This window comes from Candidatus Thiodiazotropha endoloripes (assembly GCF_001708965.1).
GTDB lineage: Bacteria > Pseudomonadota > Gammaproteobacteria > Chromatiales > Chromatiaceae > Thiodiazotropha > Thiodiazotropha endoloripes.
Map to the genome: position 1 here is coordinate 1122850 of NZ_LVJW01000006.1, position 21063 is coordinate 1143912.

General features: G+C 52.9%; 18 protein-coding genes. 7 read left to right on the plus strand and 11 right to left on the minus strand.

Annotated features, from left to right (window positions below; genetic code table 11):
* Nucleotides 1–157 precede the first annotated feature (157 nt).
* From A3193_RS15740 to A3193_RS15775, 8 genes are all read right to left on the minus strand, one after another.
* Nucleotides 158–1864: an AAA family ATPase gene (locus A3193_RS15740; protein WP_069015264.1), complete on the minus strand. Its 1707-nt coding sequence runs from the start codon at nucleotides 1862–1864 to the stop codon at nucleotides 158–160.
* Between the two features lie 23 nt (nucleotides 1865–1887).
* Nucleotides 1888–2979, minus strand: a complete 1092-nt coding sequence (gene aroB / locus A3193_RS15745) for a 3-dehydroquinate synthase (RefSeq protein ID WP_069003280.1) — start codon at nucleotides 2977–2979, stop codon at nucleotides 1888–1890.
* Nucleotides 2980–2989: 10 nt separating this feature from the next.
* Entirely contained in the window at nucleotides 2990–3511 is a 522-nt protein-coding gene (gene aroK / locus A3193_RS15750; protein WP_069003279.1) for a shikimate kinase AroK, read from the minus strand.
* A 199-nt stretch (nucleotides 3512–3710) separates the two neighbouring features.
* Nucleotides 3711–5804, minus strand: coding sequence for a type IV pilus secretin PilQ (locus A3193_RS15755; RefSeq protein WP_235615013.1), 2094 nt, complete (start codon nucleotides 5802–5804; stop codon nucleotides 3711–3713).
* 112 nt (nucleotides 5805–5916) lie between these two features.
* Complete coding sequence (locus A3193_RS15760; protein WP_235615014.1) at nucleotides 5917–6450, minus strand: pilus assembly protein PilP; 534 nt, start codon at nucleotides 6448–6450, stop codon at nucleotides 5917–5919.
* A 2-nt stretch (nucleotides 6451–6452) separates the two neighbouring features.
* Nucleotides 6453–7052 (minus strand): type IV pilus inner membrane component PilO, encoded by a 600-nt coding sequence (locus A3193_RS15765; protein ID WP_069003276.1) that lies wholly within the window; start codon nucleotides 7050–7052, stop codon nucleotides 6453–6455.
* On the minus strand, nucleotides 7049–7609 hold the full coding sequence (locus A3193_RS15770) for a PilN domain-containing protein (protein ID WP_069003275.1): 561 nt from the start codon (nucleotides 7607–7609) through the stop codon (nucleotides 7049–7051). Before A3193_RS15770 ends, A3193_RS15765 begins: the two co-directional genes overlap by 4 nt.
* Nucleotides 7609–8682 carry a pilus assembly protein PilM gene (locus tag A3193_RS15775; RefSeq protein WP_069003274.1) on the minus strand — a complete coding sequence of 358 codons (1074 nt, stop codon included), beginning with the start codon at nucleotides 8680–8682 and terminating at the stop codon, nucleotides 7609–7611. Before A3193_RS15775 ends, A3193_RS15770 begins: the two co-directional genes overlap by 1 nt.
* A 266-nt stretch (nucleotides 8683–8948) precedes the next feature.
* On the opposite strand from A3193_RS15775, the gene A3193_RS15780 reads away from it, so the two are divergent.
* Together A3193_RS15780 and A3193_RS15785 are read left to right on the plus strand one after the other, a co-directional pair.
* Nucleotides 8949–11357 carry a penicillin-binding protein 1A gene (locus A3193_RS15780; protein ID WP_235615015.1) on the plus strand — a complete coding sequence of 803 codons (2409 nt, stop codon included), beginning with the start codon at nucleotides 8949–8951 and terminating at the stop codon, nucleotides 11355–11357.
* Between the two features lie 141 nt (nucleotides 11358–11498).
* Nucleotides 11499–12161 (plus strand): hypothetical protein, encoded by a 663-nt coding sequence (locus tag A3193_RS15785; RefSeq protein WP_069003272.1) that lies wholly within the window; start codon nucleotides 11499–11501, stop codon nucleotides 12159–12161.
* 66 nt (nucleotides 12162–12227) lie between these two features.
* On the opposite strand, the gene A3193_RS15790 is transcribed toward A3193_RS15785, so the two are convergent.
* Both A3193_RS15790 and A3193_RS15795 read right to left on the minus strand, forming a co-directional pair.
* Complete coding sequence (locus tag A3193_RS15790; RefSeq protein WP_069003271.1) at nucleotides 12228–13529, minus strand: citrate synthase; 1302 nt, start codon at nucleotides 13527–13529, stop codon at nucleotides 12228–12230.
* Nucleotides 13530–13904: 375 nt separating this feature from the next.
* Complete coding sequence (locus tag A3193_RS15795) at nucleotides 13905–15263, minus strand: KamA family radical SAM protein (protein WP_069015508.1); 1359 nt, start codon at nucleotides 15261–15263, stop codon at nucleotides 13905–13907.
* A 796-nt stretch (nucleotides 15264–16059) separates the two neighbouring features.
* Between A3193_RS15795 and sucC the strand changes: the two genes are divergently transcribed.
* The 5 genes from sucC to A3193_RS15820 all read left to right on the plus strand — a co-directional run bounded on the left by sucC (nucleotide 16060) and on the right by A3193_RS15820 (nucleotide 20116).
* Nucleotides 16060–17220 carry an ADP-forming succinate--CoA ligase subunit beta gene (sucC, locus tag A3193_RS15800; RefSeq protein ID WP_069015266.1) on the plus strand — a complete coding sequence of 387 codons (1161 nt, stop codon included), beginning with the start codon at nucleotides 16060–16062 and terminating at the stop codon, nucleotides 17218–17220.
* A gap of 27 nt (nucleotides 17221–17247) precedes the next feature.
* Entirely contained in the window at nucleotides 17248–18117 is an 870-nt protein-coding gene (sucD, locus tag A3193_RS15805) for a succinate--CoA ligase subunit alpha (protein WP_069003269.1), read from the plus strand.
* Between the two features lie 23 nt (nucleotides 18118–18140).
* Nucleotides 18141–19025, plus strand: a complete 885-nt coding sequence (locus tag A3193_RS15810) for a PPK2 family polyphosphate kinase (RefSeq protein ID WP_069003268.1) — start codon at nucleotides 18141–18143, stop codon at nucleotides 19023–19025.
* A 123-nt stretch (nucleotides 19026–19148) separates the two neighbouring features.
* Nucleotides 19149–19919: a hypothetical protein gene (locus A3193_RS15815; RefSeq protein ID WP_069003267.1), complete on the plus strand. Its 771-nt coding sequence runs from the start codon at nucleotides 19149–19151 to the stop codon at nucleotides 19917–19919.
* A gap of 11 nt (nucleotides 19920–19930) precedes the next feature.
* Nucleotides 19931–20116, plus strand: coding sequence for a CPXCG motif-containing cysteine-rich protein (locus A3193_RS15820; RefSeq protein ID WP_414630414.1), 186 nt, complete (start codon nucleotides 19931–19933; stop codon nucleotides 20114–20116).
* Between the two features lie 78 nt (nucleotides 20117–20194).
* Here the strand turns inward: A3193_RS15820 and A3193_RS15825 are convergent, their stop codons facing one another.
* Nucleotides 20195–20980 carry a dienelactone hydrolase family protein gene (locus tag A3193_RS15825; RefSeq protein ID WP_069003266.1) on the minus strand — a complete coding sequence of 262 codons (786 nt, stop codon included), beginning with the start codon at nucleotides 20978–20980 and terminating at the stop codon, nucleotides 20195–20197.
* Nucleotides 20981–21063 lie beyond the last annotated feature (83 nt).

Here is a 21063-nt window from a genome sequence, read left to right on the forward strand (position 1 = left end):
ATTCTCAATTCTAAACCGCCGTGTACTGGCCCCTAGATTATACAGTCCAGATAAAATTAGACCATTTTTCAATCGTGGTTTTAACAGGCGCCCCGGCGCTTGCCGGGTTATCTTTTAAGAATCAGACAGTTGCCTTATCAACTGATCAACCGCTGATTCAAGGAAGATTCTGCAGAGAAGCAAAACTTCGGGCCCACACTCCCCCCTTGCGCACCGCCGACGGCAGATCGCCCTGTGCTGCCAGCGCCTGATCACGACTGGCGAAGGATCCCCAGATCAGCGCATACCAGGGTGCCCCCTTTCTCAGGGTTTTTACCGTAACAACCTGATTTTCTAGGGAATTAAGTGCAATATAGCGATTTAAGGAGGCCAGATTCTCAACCGCGATCAGCTGCAGCGTATAGTTCTCTCCCGGTTGAGACTTCACCCAGGCTACTGACTCTGCAAATGGATCAGCCTCGACCTCGGCTTCAACGGCCGGAGCAACAGCCTCAACCGGCTGCGCAATGACCTCTCTGACCTCTGCAACTGCCGCAGCTGGCTCATCTGACTCAACTTCGACAGCGGCGTCAGCTGCTGTCACGGCCGGTGAGCTGTCTGTCGTGACCTCAGCAGTCACTTCTTCCATAGCAGGCGCCAGATCCGGAGCGGGCGCCGGCTCGCTCAACTCCGCTTCAGGGGGCGCACTGGATTCAACTGTTTCAACAATCACTTCAGCGGGTTTTTCCGTTTCGCCAACGTCAGCCTCGACTTCTTGCTCAACGGCCTTCTCAGCTTCAGCCTCCCCCTCATCGATCGGGGCAACCTCAACTGCCGAGTAGTCCATGGAGACCGGATCGGGTGTGGCCACCTGCTCCTGACTCGGCTCAATAGCCTCAGCAACCCGCTGATCATCCCTAGCCGGGACCATCGAAGCCAGGTCGCCGGATTCGTTCGGATCAACTGGTGCGTCTGGATTGGGTACGAGGTTTTGCGCCACCGCATCCGGCGGCGGAAGAACGATCTCCTCCGCTTTCGGCTGACTTGCCATAGGTTCGGCCCGAGACTCAACGGTTGGTTCAAACAGGGAATTGATCGGCCCCTGAAGCAGCAACAGCAACAGAATCACCGATACCACCGGCACACCGATCATCAACAGCTGCTTTCGGTAGCCACTCAAAGCCTCCGGTTTTGACTCTCCCTGAATACCAACTTCATTCAGAATCGCGCTTGCCAGAGGCCCGGGTACCCCACCGGTCTCCTTGTACAAACGGTTCAGCTTGGTCTCATCGAGGGCAAAGTTTTCGGATAATCCCTCATTTTTAAGCAGATGACCCATAAATCCATTGGCTTCCTGTCGGGTCAGTACAGGCATATCGATGGCCTGAATCGATTGCGGGGTCATCACCTGCAGCTGAGGGGTGGAGAGTAGCAGATCGATCTGCTCATCAGCGAACAGCACGATACTCACCAGCCGGTCACCTTCAACCTGTCGCTCAAACAGACGCAACAGCGTCATCAGACTGGTGGGTGGCAACATCTGCGCATCATCGACCAGCAGTACCGGGGTCCTGCCGCGTTTTCTCAATACCTCAAATCGATCCGCCAGACGCTGCATGAGATTACCCGCAATGTCCGGTAGACCACTGCAACGGGCAATGAAGGCCAGCAACCGCTCAGGTTGCAACGTAGGCTCAGCAGAGAAATGGCAGACCATCCAATTCTCAGGTGCCATTTCCTGTAAGCGGGATGCCAGTAGTGATTTACCACTCCCTTCGGCACCCCGGACCAACGGCACCAATTCACTATTCTCGATCAGATGACGGATCAGATCGAGATGGGCGGTGACTTCCGGAGTTGAAAAGAACTCATTGTTATCAGACACATTTGTTTCCGTTATAAATGAGATCAGTCAGCGTAGTGCTGTAATGTTTGCTCGAGTTTTTTCAGATCAAAATCATCTGTAACCAAAGACTGGCCGATTTTATTCATCAGAACAAGTCTTAACTTGCCATCCATAACCTTTTTATCAACGGCCATAAGTTCAAGGAAGCGCTCTGGGGTTAAAGCCCTGGGTGGCGTTATCGGCAGTTTGGCCCGCTCAATCAGCTGCACCGTACGATCAAAATCCTGCTGCGGCATCCATCCCAATCGACAGGAGAGATCCGCAGCCATACACATGCCGGTCGCCACCGCCTCGCCGTGCAGCCACTCCCCATAACCCATGCCGGTTTCAATCGCATGACCGAAGGTATGCCCGAGATTGAGCAACGCCCTCTGCCCGGCCTCTTTTTCATCCGCTTCAACCACGTCCGCCTTACAGCGACAGGAGACCTGAATGGCGTAAGCCAACAACTCCGGATCCCGCGCAAGCAGACCATCCATATGCTCTTCAAGCCAGCTGAAAAAAGGCTCATCCACGATCAATCCGTATTTGATGACCTCCGCCAGCCCGGAGGCAAACTGCCGGTCATCCAGGGTTCTGAGGGTTGCGGTATCCGCCAGCACCAGACGGGGCTGGTAGAAGGCCCCAATCATGTTTTTACCAAGCGGGTGATTGACACCGGTTTTCCCACCCACGGAGGAATCCACCTGGGCCAACAGCGTGGTGGGCACCTGAATGAAGTGGACACCCCGTTGATAGGTCGCCGCAGCGAAACCGGTCATGTCGCCGATCACGCCACCACCCAGTGCAACCAGTGTCGATTGTCGGGTAAAACGCTGTTCAAGCATGGCGCTGTAGATCCTGTTTACCATCTCCAGCGTCTTGTACTGCTCACCATCCGGCAGGATACAAGTGGCCACATCGAAATCCGCCAGTGCGTTCAGGGTCTGCTCCAGATAGAGCGGGGCGACTGTTTCATTGCTGACCACCATCACCTGGCGACCTGGAATGGCCTCTTTATAGTGATTGGTCTCGGCATACACCCCTTCACCTATGTAGATCGGATAGCTGCGATCGCCTAAATCCACATCCAATCGTTGCTCATAATTACTCAAGACTTCTACCCTACGAGTTTAGTGAATTGATCTGCTTGCGAATATCCTGCACCACGGCCTGGGTGTTTCTGCCCTCGGTACTGATCAACAAGTCGGCGGTCTGGCGGTAGAGAGGATCACGCTCAGCCATCAGCGACTTGAGCTTGGCCATTGGATCATCGGTCTGCAGCAGAGGCCGGTTTTTATCTCGATGGGTTCGCTCATATTGTTGATCAACCGTACAGTGCAGATAGATCACCAGCCCTCTGGATGAGAGTGCTTTGCGGTTCTGTTCATTGATCACTGCACCACCACCGGTCGCAAGCACCACCTCATCTCTTTGAGTCAGCTCGTCGATCACCTCCTGCTCACGCTGGCGGAAACCCTGCTCACCTTCAAACTCGAAAATGGTCGGAATATCCACCCCGGTGCGCCGCTGAATCTCCAGATCGGAGTCGATAAACTCCTTCCGGAATTGCTCCGCAAGTTGGCGGCCGACCGTGGTCTTTCCAGCACCCATCGGGCCGATTAAAAAAAGATTTTGAACATGCATACTAACATCGGTAAGACGAAGTGGCGGTACAGTTAAGCTGAGTTTATACAGCAGATTTGACGCTACAGAAAAGCTTTATTCTATAAGTGAACTGTAAAGCTTCGTCCGAAGCAGCTTTGAAATTGTGCTAAACCAGTGTTTTCATACGAAAAAAGGCGTGCAACTAAGGCACGCCTTTTGATCCGGGTGAATCCGCTTGTTAACGAACGGTGAGGGTTTCCTTGAGGATTTTCGGGGTTACGAAAATCAGCAGCTCATTGTTGTCGTCAACCTGTTCGTTACGCCTGAACAGCACACCCGCATAGGGGATGTCACCAAAGAATGGGACCTTTTCAGTCGCCTTGGTCTTGTTTCTCTCAAACACGCCACCGAGAACCACGGTTTCACCATTGTCCACCAGGACGGTGGTTTCAATCTTACGGGTATCGATGGGTGGAACACCCAGGATGGAGCGTGTGTAGTCCGGACTATCCTTGTTAATAAGCAGATCCATTCTGACTCTGTCATCCGGGGTGATATGTGGAGTCACATCCAGCTTCAGCAGCGCTTCTTTAAAAGAGATCTTGGTCGCGCCACTCGCGGTTGCTTCCTGATAGGGGATTTCAACACCTTGCTTGATCGATGCCTGGGTCTGATCCGAGGTGATCACCCGCGGGCTGGAGACCAGTTCACCCCGGCCTTCAGTCTGCATCGCGGTAAGCTCAAGCTGCAACAGATAGCTGCCAACCTTGCCGACCAGGAAGTTAAGACCACCGGATGGGGAATTCACCGGCAGATTGACCATCAATGCCTCACGATTCGCATCAGTTGAGCTATCTCCATTGTTCTCGATTCCAGGAGCAATACCGAAAGAGTTATCGAGATGACCAGGCATGGCACCAGCAGTCAGAGTAAAGTTATCATCGAAAGAGCCATCGAAATTGGCGCCAAAACGCACACCGAGATCCTTGGCAAAATCGTTGTTGGCGATGACGATTCTGGATTCGATGAGTACCTGTCTGACCGGGATATCCAGCCTCTGCAGCAGACGTCGGATATCCTCGAGCTTGGCAGCTGTATCCTGGATCAACAGGGTGTTGGTCCTGACATCCACGGTGACATTACCACGCTCCGAGAGCAGACGATTCTCTTCAGACTTCAACAGATCCGCCAGATCCTGGGCCTTGGCATAGTTGACCTGGATGAAATCGGATCTCAAAGGCGCCAGCTCTTCAATCTTCTGCTGGGACTCAAGTTCCAACTGCTCTCTTGCGGCTACCTCTTCTGTTGGTGCCACCATGATAACGTTATCGATCTGTCGCTTGGTAAGACCTTTAGACTTGAGAATGATATCGAGAGCCTGATCCCAGGGTACGTTCTTCAGTCGTAGTGTAATCCGGCCGTCTACCGTATCACTGGTGACAAGATTCAAGCCGGTGAAATCAGCCAGCAGCTGCAGCACAGCGCGGACTTCGATATCCTGAAAGTTCAGCGACAATCTGTCACCGGTGAAGACCAGCCGCTCCTTCAGCAAGGCATCTTTTTCCTGCTTGCTGAGTGAACGAACTTCAACCGCAAACACCTCGTTTGCCTGATAGGCAAGGTAGTCATATTCACCGACGGGACTGATCTCGATGACAACATTCTCACCCACAGGTTTGGTTTCGACCTTGCTGACCGGGGTGGCGAAATCCATTACATCGAGAGATTGCACCAGGGCATTGTCAATGGTGGCCTTGAAGATCTCCATAACGATCTTGCCACCCTGTTCCCGTACGTCCACCGGTACGGCAGGATTACCCAGAGTGACTAAAATGCGCCCCTCACCCGCTTCACCACGACGAAAATCAATGTTTGCAACATCGTAACTGCCACCGCTGGATGAGGCCGCTTCTGCCTCTTCATAGGTCATACTCGAGGTATTGGGTTGCTGGGCTAAACTGGCACTGGAACCTATCCCCTGGTTACTCACATCCAGGGTGATCAAAACTTTGGTATCTTCAACTTCCGTCTTGTAACCCACCATGGATGAGAGGTTGATTACCAAGCGGGTTCTATTACCGGCTTCCAGAGCGGTGATGCTGTGTGCAGGACCAACACCAATCAGTTTTGTTTTATATCCGAGAGAACTGCTCACACCGGAAAAGTCGAAGGAGATACGAGCTGGATTCTCAGTCACAAAACTGGTCGGCTCGCTGGCCGGGCCAGACATCTCCAAAGCAATTTGAACCCTGTCTCCGGGCAGTGCGGAAAAGTCTATGGATTGCAGAGCAGGCCCGGCCATGACAGCCAGAGGCGAACCTGTAAATATCATCAGCAACGCCAATCCAAAAAACCTGTGCGCTAATGCGCGAACCAGCCCAGATTGATCCATCCCACAGTGTCTGAGTGCCATTGGCAAACCCCTCATCTCGAAATCCTCTTGACTATTCCGCCAACGCTAGCGAAGCCTGACGCTCAATGTAACCACCAGAACCATCCTGGACAATCTCGTTCAATTCGATTCTGTCTTCTGTAATCAGCATGATGCGGCCATGATTCTGGCCCATATAGTTGCCAGACTTCACCTTGTGAACCGTCCCCTCTTGGGTTTTGACCAAGCCCCAGGCCACACCGGTCTGTTCCAGGGTACCCACCATACGAATGGCATCGAGTGGAAAGCTCTCTAACTCCTCTTTGCGACGATTGAAATCCGGTGTTAATCCATTGCCAGAGACACTGGAGGTCTCAGCCTCCTCTCCAGACATATCGATGAACGGATTGCGTCGCCCCGCTGCAGAGTAGAGAAATGTCTCGATCTGCTTGATCTCCGGAAGTGGCTCGATACGTGCCGGAGGCGCAGCCTTTCTTTCAGCCACGTAGCCCCTCAGCTCTGCCAGATTCGGGTTGGCGCACCCACCCAGGATCAGCAGTGGCAGTAGTGCGGTCAACAACCAGTATTTATGCTGCACAATACTCACACTCACTCTCCTTCCTCTTCATCGAGATAGCGGTAGGTTTTGGCAGTAGCCTCCAGTGTCAGCTTGGGATCTGCAGATTTGGGATCGCCCCGTTTAATCTTGATATCATGAATCGTCACAATCCGGGGCAATGCGGCGAGCCCACTGATAAAGTTACCGAATTCATGGTATTCGCCTTTCACTATAACCTGGATCGGCAGCTCAGCATAAAAGTCTTTCGGCTGCTCCTCCTGTGGCTTGAAGAGCTCAAATTCCAACCCGGAAGCCAATCCGGTCTGTGATACATCGACAAGCAACTCAGCCACTTCAGTCTTGTCTGGCAGTTGACGCAGCATGGTCCCGAAAGACTGCTTCATCTCTTCCAGTTGCTGGCGGTAGGCATCCAGATTGGAGGCTTTGGCCTGCTTGGTCTCGAACTCTTTACGCAGATCCAGCTCTTTTCTCTCCACTGAATCCAGTTGCGTCAGCTGGTCTTCGATAACCAGATAGTATCCGGCGACCATCACAGCAATGGCAACCAGCACAACGGCAACCATTTTCACCGGTGTCGGCCAGATTCCGACATTACTAAAGTCTAATTCGTTGAGGTCTTCTAAGTTCATTCTTCAACCTCCTCGGACTGGGAGGTCTGCTTTACCGTGAGCTTGAAATGGCTGTAACCAGTACCGGTTTTCTCTTTACTCTCGATAAAGTCGAGGGTTGGATTCTGCAGCCACTCTGAGTTGTCGATATTCCGCATCATGGAGGATACCCGCGCATTGGACTGGGCCTGTCCTTCGAATGTCACATCGCTGCCGGTTTGATCTATCTGGTCGAGATAGACTCCCATTGGCAGAGTGGTCACTACCTCATCGAACAGATGAACGATCTGTGGCCGGCTACTCTGCAGCTCCTGGATGATATTCATTCTGGCCAGCAGATTCTGCTTGGTCTTATCCAGGTCACGAATCTCGCTGATCTGCTTCTCAACCGTCTTGATCTCTTGCTTCAGAAAGTTGTTGCGCTGGTTTTGCGCCTCGATTTGAGACTGGATGATACTGTGAACACCGTAAACAGCCAGGGCAGAGAAGAGAGCCCCGGCGAGCACCATCATCCCAAACTCTTTTTGGCGCTCTTTGCGTTCTGCTTCCCGCCAGGGGAGTAAGTTAATGCGCGCCATCAGTCAAAACTCCTCAGTGCGAGACCACAGGCAATCATCAGTGCAGGTGCATCGGCACTCAACGCCTGGGGTTTAACCCTGGATGATACCGACATGTTGGCAAATGGATTTGCCACCGATGCCGGGGTTCCCAATTTCTCCTCCACCAGATCGTCTATGCCCGGTATGGAAGAACTGCCGCCGGCCAGGATGATATGGTCAACGCTGTTATAGGCACTGGAAGAGAAGAAGAACTGTAGCGAGCGGCTTACCTGCTGCGCCATCGCCTCCTTGAACGGCTCAAGCACTTCAGGCACGTAGTTATCGGGTAATCCGCCTTGACGTTTCGCCATTCCGGCCTCTTCGATTGAGAGTCCGTAGCGACGCTGAATCTCTTCTGTCAGTTGGCGACCACCGAAATTCTGTTCACGGGTGTAGATGATCTTGTTGTTATGCAGCACATTCAATGTGGTCGTGGTGGCGCCGATGTCCGCGATCGCGATCGTCTGATCTTCACCATGTTCCGGCAACTGATCGAGTAGCTGGGAGCAGGCATTCTCCATGGCGTAGGCTTCAACATCCACGATGTTGGCCGTCAGTCCGGCGATATCCAGCGCCTCAACCCGGTCATCGACATTCTCACTTCGTGAGGCTGCCAACAGCACATCCACCAGCTCCGGGTTCTTCTCGGAAGGACCGATAACCTCGAAATCCAGGTTGACCTCTTCCAAAGGGTAGGGGATGTATTGATCGGCTTCCAACTGAATCTGGCTTTCCAGCTCCTGATCAGAGAGCGTGGCCGGCATCGATATCACCTTGGTGATGACTGCAGAGCCTGAAACGGCGACAGCAGCATGCTTGGCCTTGGATCCCGATCGCCTGACCGCTGTGCGTATCGCCTCGCCGACAGCGTCGACTTCAGCAATATTCTTCTCCACGACAGCATTTCCGGGGAGCGGCTCCACGCCATAGGACTCGACGCGATAAGTCGAACCGGTGCGCCCCGTGGCTTGCGACAACTCCAGCAGCTTCACGGCTGTAGAGCTTATGTCGATGCCTATCAAAGGCGGCTTTTTTCTTCCGAATAGTGACATGCGGTTTACCCAAACGATCCTTATGCCGCAGAACTTAACTAGGATTCTCTTTAACTAGAGTAAGTAACTATATAGCAGCAAATGATTTTTTTGTGAAGACATTTTTTCACAAAAGAGCTCAAAAAGCTCGCATTTTATTTGCTAGACTATCGGACTTTGCATGGGACCATTCTGGTCTCCCCGGATCAACCAATTCTGTGAACCAGCGCATGAAGTCGTTCTACAGACTCTTAAGATACCTCGTTTACTTCTTATTCGGCCTATCCGTGATAGGTGCCTGCAGCCTTTATGGCGCCTATCTCTATCTTGAACCCAAGCTGCCATCCATTGAAACACTCAAGGATGTGCGTCTGCAGGTTCCCCTTCGTATCTACAGCAGCGACCACCTGTTAATCGCTGAGTTTGGTGAAAAACGCCGTGAGCCCCTTGGCTATGACGATATTCCACCTCGCATGATACAAGCTTTTCTGGCCGCTGAAGATGACCGATTCTTCCAACACCCTGGTGTCGATTATCACGGCATCATTCGCGCAGCCGTACAGCTGCTCCTGACCGGCGAAAGACGGCAGGGCGGCAGTACCATCACGATGCAGGTCGCGAGGAACTTTTTCCTCAGTAGCGAGAAGACCTACACTCGCAAACTCAATGAGATTTTTCTCTCATTCAAGATAGAGCGCTTGTTATCCAAAGAGGAGATACTCGAGCTCTACCTTAACAAAATCTATCTCGGTCACCGTTCCTACGGTGTCGGTGCCGCTGCTTTAGTCTATTACGGCAGACCGGTGGAAAAACTTGAGCTTTCCGAAATCGCCATGATTGCCGGTCTGCCCAAGGCGCCTTCACGCTTAAATCCGATCTCAAATCCACAGCGGGCACTGATCCGCAGAAACTATGTTCTCGGCCGAATGCTGGAGCTGAACCTTATCAGCCAGGCTGAGTTTGATGCCGCAAAAGCAACCCCGATCACAGCCGAGCTTCATACCGCGCCAAGCGAGATCGAAGCTCCCTATGTTGCTGAAATGGCAAGGGCTGAAGCAGTTTCACGCTTTGGACAGGAAGCCTATACCAGTGGCTACACCATCACAACCACAATTGAAAGCCACCTTCAGGAAGCCGCAAATCTCGCTTTACGGAACGCGGTCCAGGCCTACGACAAACGGCATGGATACCGGGGTCCCGCTGGTCATCATGAGCTCAGCGAAGAGCCTGACCAGACAGAACTGATAGAGATCATAACCGCCATCCCCAGCGCTGCCGACCTTAAAAAAGGGATGGTAATTGCTATAGATGAGAAGTCGATCACAGTTCTAACCGGGCAAGGAGAGGAACTAACCATCGACTGGCCAGGCCTCTCCTGGGCCAGCGCCTACATCGACAGCGAACGCAAACAGCCTGAACCCAAACAGGCAAGTGAAATCGTCAAACCGGGTGACCTGATCTATCTCTACAGCGACAAGGATGAAAAGGGGGAACCCTACTGGCGACTTGGTCAGATACCGAAAGTCTCCGGCGCACTGATCTCCCAATCACCTTCCGATGGCTCAATCAAGGCTCTGGTGGGTGGTTATGATTTCTATCTGAGCAAATTCAACCGGGTCACTCAGGCCAAACGCCAGCCAGGCTCCGGCTTCAAGGCCTTCATCTATTCCGCAGCACTCGAAGCGGGCTTCAATCCGGCCAGCATCATCAATGACGCACCCGTCGTTTTCGATGACGAAGGGCTGGAGGCGACCTGGCGCCCGGAAAACTACAGTGGAAAGTTTTTCGGGCCCACCCGCCTCAGATATGCCTTGACCCACTCCCGCAACCTGGTCTCGATCCGCTTGTTGCGCAAGATGGGAATCAAGCATGCGATCAACTACGCCAGCCGCTTCGGCTTCGATAAAAACCAGCTACCCTACGACCTTTCGCTGGCACTGGGGAGTGGTGCTGTCACCCCACTGGCGATGGTTGAAGGTTATAGTGTATTGGCCAACGGCGGCTACTATGTCTCTTCGCACATCATTGACACCATCCGTGATGATAAAGGTGAAGAACTCTATCAGGCCAATCCACTGCAGGTTTGTGACGAGACCATGCAACAGGCGGTAGAGGAGGCCAATGAAAAGCTTCAGGCACTGGCATCTCTGCCTGAGCAGAGCGAAGAGGAACTTCCTGTCGTCCCCCGTTGCGCCAAACGGGCGATAACCGAGCAGAACCAGTATCTCATGCACTCAATGCTGCGGGATGTCATTCAGCTGGGCACGGCCCGTAAGGCCAGAGTGATCGGCCGCAAAGACATCGCTGGCAAGACCGGCACCACCAACGATCAGAAAGATGCCTGGTTCAACGGGTTCAACCACTATCTGGCCACCACCGCCTGGATCGGATTTGATGATGTTTCCCCGCTCGGCCGAGGTGAGGTTGGCGGGCGGGCGGCGCTCCCGGCATGGATCGATTTCATGCAGGTGGCACTCAACGGCATTGAAGAGAAGTCACCCGACATGCCACCAGGCATGCTCACCATGCGCATCGATTCAGAGACCGGCAAACCGGTCAATGTAGGCCACCCCAACGCAATCTTTGAAGTTTTTGAAGTGGACAAGGCGCCCAAGCCACCTAAACACGACCTCAACAACAACAGACGTCGGGGACAGAACGAAAGCAGCGTCAATGCAATAGAAGACCCTTTTTAAAAACCCGGCAGCGGAAAACCACACTGAAATTGAATTTATCGACAAAACCATGGCCTAAGCTAGTCGTGTCAGAGCCTGTTATCATGAAACCATTAACAGGCCCTAATAGCTCTGTCAGAAACCATCGATTAGCAGACCCCTATGAGCAGCGGAAAAAGATCATTACAAAAACGCATCGCTTATGAAGCGGCAAAAATTCTAACCGAGCTGCGTACCGACAACCTGGCCTACGCCTGTCGCAAGGCAGCTGCCAAACATGGCATCACCAAGCAACAACTGATGCCAAGTCGGGATGAGATCGAACAGGCGCTGAAGGAACAGCAACGCCTGGTGCTGGGTGACAAACAACACAATGCACTCAATCAACTGCGTGAAAGTGCGCTGGATGCGATGCAGGCGCTGAAGCAGTTTCAACCGCTGCTGGTCGGACCTGTATTGCAGGGAACAGCGGATGACAATAGCCACATTGAGCTACACCTGCAGGCGGATACACCTGAGGAGGTATTGTTCGCTTTGAGTGATTTACACATTCCCTGGCATGAGAAACAGCGCCAACTGAGCTTCAGTGACGGTAGCCATGAAACCATCCCCTGTTTTAGCTTTAGCGCGGATGGGATTCAATACCTGTTGATGGTGTTCCCGAGCGGGAGAAACCGTAAACGCCCACTGGATCCTTTCGATCACAAACCTTTTCAGAGCGCCGGCATCAAGCAGCTGAAAGCACTGCTCGACGAGCAGCACTCTGTGGAAGCGGATTATTATGAAGGCACTTTTCCGATGACCCGGGAAACCACCCAGGGTTAGTGCCTGCTTAACTGCCGCTGAAGTCCGGCAGCAAAACAAGCCTGATCGTTCTCCAACAAGCCGTGATCAGCGCTCGCCAATCGGCCTATAATCCCGACGTGGATAACCTTTGTAGATCTGCCGGGGTCGACCGATCTTCTGCCTCGGATCGTCCATCATCTCCATCCAGTGGGCAACCCAGCCGACGGTACGGGCAATGGCAAACATCACGGTAAACATATTGTTCGGGATACCCAATGCCCGGTAGATGATACCGGAATAGAAGTCCACATTCGGATAGAGTTTACGTTCGATGAAATATTCATCATTGAGTGCAATCTCTTCCAGTCTTTGAGCCAACTCGAACATCGGGTTGTCGTTGTCCGCCAGCCTCTCCAGTACCTGATGGCAGACATCTCTGATGATGCCCGCGCGAGGGTCGTACTTCTTGTAGACACGATGACCGAATCCCATCAGACGGAAGCCGTCATCCTTGTCTTTTGCCTTGGCGATGTATTTATCGATTTGCGATACATCACCAATCATTGCAAGCATATCCAGCACCGCTTCGTTGGCGCCACCATGAGCCGGCCCCCAAAGAGAGGCAATACCCGCGGCAATACAGGCAAACGGATTGGCCAGTGAGCTGCCCGCCAGACGTACAGTTGAGGTACTGGCATTCTGCTCGTGATCCGCATGCAGGATGAACAATAGGTTGAGGGCCTTCTCGGCAATCGGATCCAACTCGTAATCTTCACAGGGTGTCGCATACATCATGTGCAGCAGATTTGCGCAGTAGGAGAGATCATTGCGCGGATACATGATCGGCTCACCGATGTTGTGCTTATAACTGGCAGCCGCAATGGTCGGCATCTTGGCGATCAAACGATGCGCGGCAACCTGTCGCTGATCAGGATCATTGATATCGAGTGAATCATGATAGAAAGCGGACAGGGAGCCAACCACCCCAACCATGATCGCCATCGGATGGGCGTCATAATGAAAACCACCGAAGAAATGCTTTAGCGTCTCATTCAGCATGGTGTGGCGACTGATCAGCTTGTTGAAATCGCCTAGCTCCTGCTGACTCGGCAGTTCACCATTGAGCAGCAGATAAGCGGTTTCCAGAAAGTCTCCACCATCGGCAAGTTGCTCGATGGGATAACCTCGATACTCGAGTATGCCGACCTCACCCTGAATGAAGGTGATCTTACTGTTACAGCTGGCTGTCGACATGAAGCCTGGATCATAGGTAAAAACACCCGCATCTTTATAGAGTGATGAAACATCGATTGCAGGTGGGCCTTGAACCGACTCGCGTACCGGTAATTTGATCGACACACCGGTCTCATCATTCGTCAAGGTATAAGTTTTCTCATTATCCGCCATGGTGAACTCCGTAAAGTACCGCAAACCAACCCAATACACGCCACGATATGCCGTTTTGAGTAAAAAGGCCAGTTACCGTTAAAACAGATATAACTCTGTGAATTAATTATAAATTTTTCTACCCATGGTAGGGCGGGAGCAGTAATCCTGACTGATGATAGCAGGAGATGCAAGAGCGTAAAGGGGGCTATCTCACACCCTCCAGGAGCTTCTATCTCGCCTACTGCATGCAGAATTGAGATTGCATTAAAATCTCCACACGCCTCATATAATAATTTTATAAGCCCCCAAATTATAGCTTGAAGGCTGGCCGTGCATCATCAGATTATGTAAATGATAACTATTGAGTTTTATAGCCAGGCCCGCTTCCCCGCATCAAACAGCGGGCTTACGGAAAAAGCGCTCAGAGTGTTCGTCTGCTGGCTGTAACTGGTCAAACCAGGTCGCCTGTTCATCAAACTTGGCAAAAAACGGCTGCTGGACCCAGGAGGGATCCCTGGCCTGGATGAACCTCAGCACAAACACCTTCTGCCCGTTCATCTCGGCAATCCCCTGGATCTCCACCTTGCCCGGATCGGCGCTCATACTCGGACCACGCGCAGTACGGCCCAGTCCGGAAACCTTTTGCATCGCCTGCCGGTAGATCTGCCAGGCCTTATAGAGAGGCACCTCAAAATAGCGCCTGGCTCCGGTATCCCGTTCAACAAATTGATAGTAAGGGATGATCCCGAGCTTGATCTGTTCATTCCAGAGCTTTACCCAATCATCTTCGCAATCATTGATATGGGCCAGCAGGGGACCCTGACTTCGAATCTCGGCGCCGGTTGCACGCAAGCGGCGAATCGCGGCACGGGCGATATCCGTATCCAGCTCACGCCAATGGTTGTAGTGGGCCATGATTGCCACATGCTTACCCGCCAGCACCAGATGGTGCAGCAACTCGACCAACTCATCCGCATCATCGTCTGTGATGAATCTTTGCGGCCAGAAGGTCAAGGCCTTAGTACCGATTCTAACGGTTTGAATGTGGCTGAAACGGGGGTGCAGCAGAGGCTCCAGATAGCTCTTCAACTGACGGCTTTTCATCACCATCGGATCACCACCGGTGACCAGCAGATCGGTGACTTCCGGGTGTTCTTCAAGATAACCGTAGAGCTTGTCCGCTTCGGTGGTCGCCATGCGAAGATTTTTATCACCGACGAACTGGGCCCAGCGAAAGCAGAAACTGCAGTAACTGTGGCAGGTTTGCCCCTGGCTGGGGAAAAACAGCACCGTTTCACGATACTTGTGCTGCAGCCCCGGGATCGGCTCACCGGCCGAGTCGCAGGGTACATTATGCTCAAGCTGACCGGCTGGATGAGGGTTCAACTCCTGACGTATCTCATTCGCCACAAGCTTCAGGGCCTGCTTGTCCATGTCAGAACGAATCGCCATTGCCATGCGGTTGTAGTGAACATCAGAAAGCATCCCCTTTTGTGGAAAGGTCAGCTGAAAGATTGGATCATTCGGCACTCGCTGCCAGTCGATGAGCTCTTCGATCACATAGGCATTGACCCGAAACGGCAATACAGCCGAGACCACCTTCATTTCGAAACGCAACGACTCTGGCAGCAGTTGCAGCTCTTTGATCTTGTCCAAATCCCTGGCGGTATAGACCCGGAATTGCTGTTTCGGGACTTCGTCAAAATCGACGGTGTGCAGAGGTATTCGAGTCAATGGTGACTGTTGCGGCATATTCAGCTCCAGATCTGTCGCTTGTTTAACCTGAGTCTCTTTAGAGATTGTCTTGGTCGTATCAAGCCCCATGCTGAAGTGGCAAACGCCTCTCAGCTTCCTCTATCGGGGGCGGAAACATTTTTGTTTTATTAGACTAATTTAAACTTCAAAGCCGAAGATCAGCTGAAGGATTCAATCCCAGGGAGTGTAATCGTCTCGCCACAGTGGACAGATCCACAGCTCCGAACAGTAATCCGACACTATGACGGCTGCCTCTACTTCTTGGCCTCAATTCATCCACCCAACCCGAGCTCTACAATGGCTGGCTATCCGTGATTGCAGTCATCACAGCCCGCCAAAGCATACAGGTTCAGTACTCCTCGCCAATCCAACGTTGTGGACCTTGAGGGGCGCATACCCTAACAAACTATCAACTGCGGAGCAAAACCAGGCATAGCGGGGAAGTCGACGAAGTCATCATTTTCATGGATTTTTACCGATATTTACCTGTTTTTTAGACATATACCTTCAATATAAGCGTGGATTGATATATCTAATATTTGATAAATGAAGCATTAAAAACTATAAATAAAGGATCAAGCATCTTATGTGGGCAATAGTCAGGCGGTTTACAACAGACCAAATCAGGACTCTAAAACCATACTTATTGTGCAAAGCACTATAAATTTTTATCGCCACACGCCATAATTAAACTTATGAGCCCATAAGTATTAAGCCGGCACCTTATTAGGGCCATATTCAGGTGCCTGGAATAAAAAATACGTGCCACCAGACCATCCACCAAGGCGAATCTATGAATCTACACGAATATCAAGCCAAATCACTGTTTGCCAGCTACGGCATTCCCGTACCCCAGGGGCAGGCTGTATCCAGCCCGAGCGAAGCCCGAACCGCCGCCCAGGAACTGGGCGGTAAACTCTGGGTCATAAAGGCCCAGGCCCATACCGGCGGGCGTGGTAAAGCGGGCGGCGTAAAACTGGCCCGCAACCTGGACGAAGTCGAGCAGATGGCGGGAGAGATCCTAGGCATGACACTGGTTACCAACCAGACCGGCCCTCAGGGACTCCCAGTCAACTCGGTTCTTGTGGAGCAGGGCAGTGATATCGACAAAGAGCTCTACCTTGGTGCTCTGCTCGATCGATCACGCTCGCGTATCGCCTTCATGGCATCCGAGGCGGGCGGCATGAACATCGAAGAGGTGGCCGCCACCACGCCGGAGAAGATTCTGACCACCGTAATCAACCCCTCCACTGGCATGCTGCCCTACCAGTGCCGCAAACTCGCCTTCGGGCTGGGCCTTGCAGGCGACCAGATCAAACAGTTCTCCAAGATCATGATGGCGCTCTACCGTCTCTACATCGAAAAGGATATCAGTCTGATCGAGATCAACCCGCTGATCATCACCATCGACGGCAATCTCATGGCACTGGACGCTAAAATCAACCTCGACAGCAACGCGCTCTATCGACACCAGGAGCTGGTAGCCCTGCGGGATCTCTCACAGGAGGACGAAAAAGAGGCGGCCGCCGCCCAACACGATCTCAACTACATCACCCTGGATGGCACCATCGGCTGCATGGTGAATGGCGCCGGACTGGCTATGGCGACCATGGATATGGTCAAACTGCATGGCGGCGAACCTGCCAACTTCCTGGATGTGGGTGGTGGCACCACAGCGGAGCGAGTCACCGAGGCATTCAAACTGATCCTCTCCGATGAGAAGGTGAAAACCGTCCTGGTGAATATCTTCGGCGGCATCGTCCGTTGCGACCTGATTGCAGAGGGGATCATTACGGCAGCACGCAGTATCGGTGTAAAGGTTCCCGTAGTGGTCAGACTGGAAGGCACCAACGCCAGCCAGGGCCTGGAGATGCTCGCCTCGAGTGGGCTCGACTTCATTACCGCCAACGACTTCACCGAGGCTGCCAAAAAGGCCGTCGCGGCTGCCGCCTGAAACCATTCCAGACAGGATCAGATTAAGATGAGCATTCTTGTAGACAACAACACCAAAGTCATCTGCCAGGGTTTTACCGGCAAGCAGGGTACTTTTCACTCGGAACAGGCGATCGCCTACGGCACCAATCTGGTCGGTGGCGTAACCCCGGGCAAGGGAGGACAGAGCCACCTGGATCGTCCGGTATTCGATACCGTCCACGATGCCGTTGCCGAAACCGGCGCAGACGCCAGCATGATCTATGTGCCACCCCCCTTTGCCGCGGATGCCATCATTGAAGCGGCAGACGCTGGTATCCGGGTCATCGCCTGTATCACCGAAGGGATTCCGATACTCGATATGCTGAAAGTCAAAGAGGCACTGAAAAGCTATCCAACCCGCTTGATCGGCCCCAACTGCCCAGGCATCATCACGCCTGGCGCCTGTAAAATCGGCATCATGCCGGGGGTGATTCATCAACCCGGCAGAGTCGGTGTCATGTCCCGCTCCGGCACCCTGACCTATGAGGCGGTCCATCAGACCACTCAGGCAGGACTTGGCCAGAGTACCTGTGTGGGTCTCGGTGGCGATCCGATCAATGGCACCAGCTTCATCGACTGCCTCAAGCTGTTCGAAGAGGATGAACAGACGGAAGGCATCATCATGGTTGGTGAAATCGGCGGCTCAGCGGAAGAGGAAGCCGCCGACTATATTAAACAACATGTCAACAAACCAGTTGTTGCCTATATTGCCGGTGTGACAGCACCTCCTGGAAAACGCATGGGACATGCGGGTGCCATCATCAGTGGCGGCAAAGGCACGGCGGAAGCTAAATTCCAGGCTCTGGAATCGGCCGGCGCCCAGGTTGTCCGCTCCCCGGCGGAGATGGGACAGCGGATGGCACAACTGCTTGACTGATTAGCCGTCCCTAGGAGAGACCATTGAGCAGCCCAATCGACAGTCCTTATCTGGTGCCACTGGATGGTGGTTTGAAAATCAAAGCGCTGACCAGCCAACCACCGGATGACGTACCCGGCAAAAAGCGTTGTAAAAAAAATCTCGCCGAAGAGATCGATTATCTGGATGAGCTGCAGCGCCGTCTCTATGCGGAGGACCGCCGGGCACTTCTGATTATTTTTCAAGCCATGGATGCAGCCGGCAAGGACAGCACAATCCGGGCGGTGATGACCGGTATCGACCCCAGCGGTTGTCAGGTGTTCTCATTCAAACAGCCGTCGAAACTCGAGCTGGACCACGATTTTCTCTGGCGCACCACCCGCGCGCTGCCTGAACGGGGACGCATCGGCATCTTCAACCGAAGCTACTATGAAGAGACCCTGGTGGTTCGGGTTCACCCCGAATACCTGGAATCCCAACGTATCAACCTTCCACCGGAGCTGAACGATCTGTGGCAGCAGCGCTTTGCCTCGATCCGCCAATTCGAGCAGCATCTGGCGTTGAACGGCACGGTAATTCTCAAGTTCTGGCTCAATGTCAGTAAAGAAGAGCAACGGATGCGTTTTCTCTCCCGCCTCAACGAGGCGCACAAACATTGGAAGTTTTCGATTAAGGATGTTGAAGAGAGAGCCCATTGGGACGACTACATGAAGGCCTACCATGAAACCCTGGCTGCCACCTCCAAGCCCTGGGCACCCTGGTATGCCATACCGGCAGACAACAAACCCTATATGCGTTGGCAGGTTGCAAAAATCATCCGCAAGACATTGCAATCCATGGCACCTCAATATCCGCAGGTTGATAAGGACGAGTTACAGCAGTTCAACCAGATGCGTCATCTGCTTGAGCATGAGACCTCATCGAGCTGAAGGAACAGCACCCGGCAGATCGGCTATGGCGGATATCGATTTGTAGAGTCATAATAGATTTTAGCAATCATATTTTGACGCCACATAACAACAGAGCTGCTGACAATGGCACCGGCATAAACCATGTACCGACGGATACTCATTCTGATCATCAGCGGCCTGGCTGTCTCACTGCCAGCCACTGCGGATCGCCATAAAGAGTCGAGAAGCAACCGACAAAAGGCTGTAACGGTGTGCAACGACTACCGGGTCAAAAACCGCTTACCCTGTTTCGTCTCCCGCAACAGATGCCCGTTGGGGTTTGAGGTCCTGGAGCGTTTCAACCAGACACCGGGAGCTGAATACATGGCCTGTCGCGACTTGCGCCATGAGCGCCCGGCCACCCTGCAGCAGAAGACCGCCGTCAATGACAAGCGGCAGCGACTGCTACAACAGTTTGATCAGCTGGTTGAGCGTGCTGTCGAATCTCAGGTCGGGGAAAACGTCAACATACCGGAATCCACCCTCAACAAACTCTCCACCTTTTTCTCCCAGGTCAGTCTGGAAAAGATCACCATTCATCGCAGTCAGGCGATCACGAAAGGCTGCTTCAACGACTGTCAGAAAATCTACTGCTCGGTCGATGAACCGATCAACAGCTGGGTCGAAGTGAATGCCAAGCGGATCTCGACCAAACTGCTGATTCAGGTGGCTCATGCCGAACGTTGCGAGATCCAGGGAGGTCGTGAGCGGTATCTCACCAACTGGCTACGCGATCTGCCCGCCGCCCTGCTCGATAATCTGCAGCAGGAGAGCCGCTTTGATGCGTCAAAAATCCGCTACGCAAAGTACATCGAGGCCCATGCGAAAAACCGGGCGAAAAGTGTCTGCCGGCGGATGCCCTGCAGCGATTAGGCGTAACCGCTTTGAACCTGCTTGAAAGCAGAACATACCACTGCCCCTACTGCGGCGAGGAGAATGAGGCTTTGGTCGACCGCAGCCTACCTGAGCAGAGCTACATCGAGGACTGTAGTGTCTGTTGCCGACCCATCACGCTGCAGGTCACCTGCGAGCCACAGATCAGACTGATTGCGAAACGGGATGATGAGTAATCAGGCCCTGCTGACAAACGACAGATTTATCAACACCAGCCCTCTATCTAAGAGGGCTGATTCAAAAACGATCGGCGATCACTTATAGATGCTGTTCAGCGCCTTACTCAGAGCCGCCCAGGATTGTTGATCGGCCTGTTGGTCATAGGCCAGCGGCAGTTCAAACTGTTTACCAAACTTATCCGCATCGGGGTTGGTAAACGAGTGTTTGGCCCCCGGATAGTTGGTGAAGCTGTGTTTCACATTGGCATGAGCCATTTCCGCCATGAAGGCATCGATATGTTCCTGCTTGACAAAGGGGTCATCCGCACCGTTGAAAACCAGCACCTCGGCTTTGACCACACCCTTTTCGGCTGGTTTGACCGCCGGCAAACTGCCATGAAAACTCCCCACCAGATCGAGATCCAGTCCCCGGCGCGCCATCTCCAGGACGATTCCGCCACCAAAGCAGTAACCGATTGCTGAGATATCCTCAGAGGCGACACTTTTATGATTCTGTAACAGAGACATGGCGGCTTTGAACCTTTCGGTGGCCACAGACATGTTTTTCTTAACTTCACCCGCGAATTTACCCGCATCCTTTGGATGGTTGGCCAGTTTACCATCACCATACATATCCACCGCCAGCGCGGTATAACCCATGCCGGCCAACTGTTTCGCCCGGTTACGGGCATACTCATTATGACCCCACCACTCATGGACCACCAGAATACCCGGTCGTTTATCCATCACCGCATCGTCGTAGGCCAGATAGCCTTTCATCAGGGTGCCACCATAGCGATACTCCACCGGCTCACCCACCACGGCGGCACCAGCGGCCAGTGAAAAAGCGACTAGAAAGATTCCGATTATGATTGGTTTCATTACTCCATCCTCATTATTGATTCACTTTGCAGGTGAAATCTGAATAAGTCCGACACAACCGGTCAGTCGTGAACAACCGATCG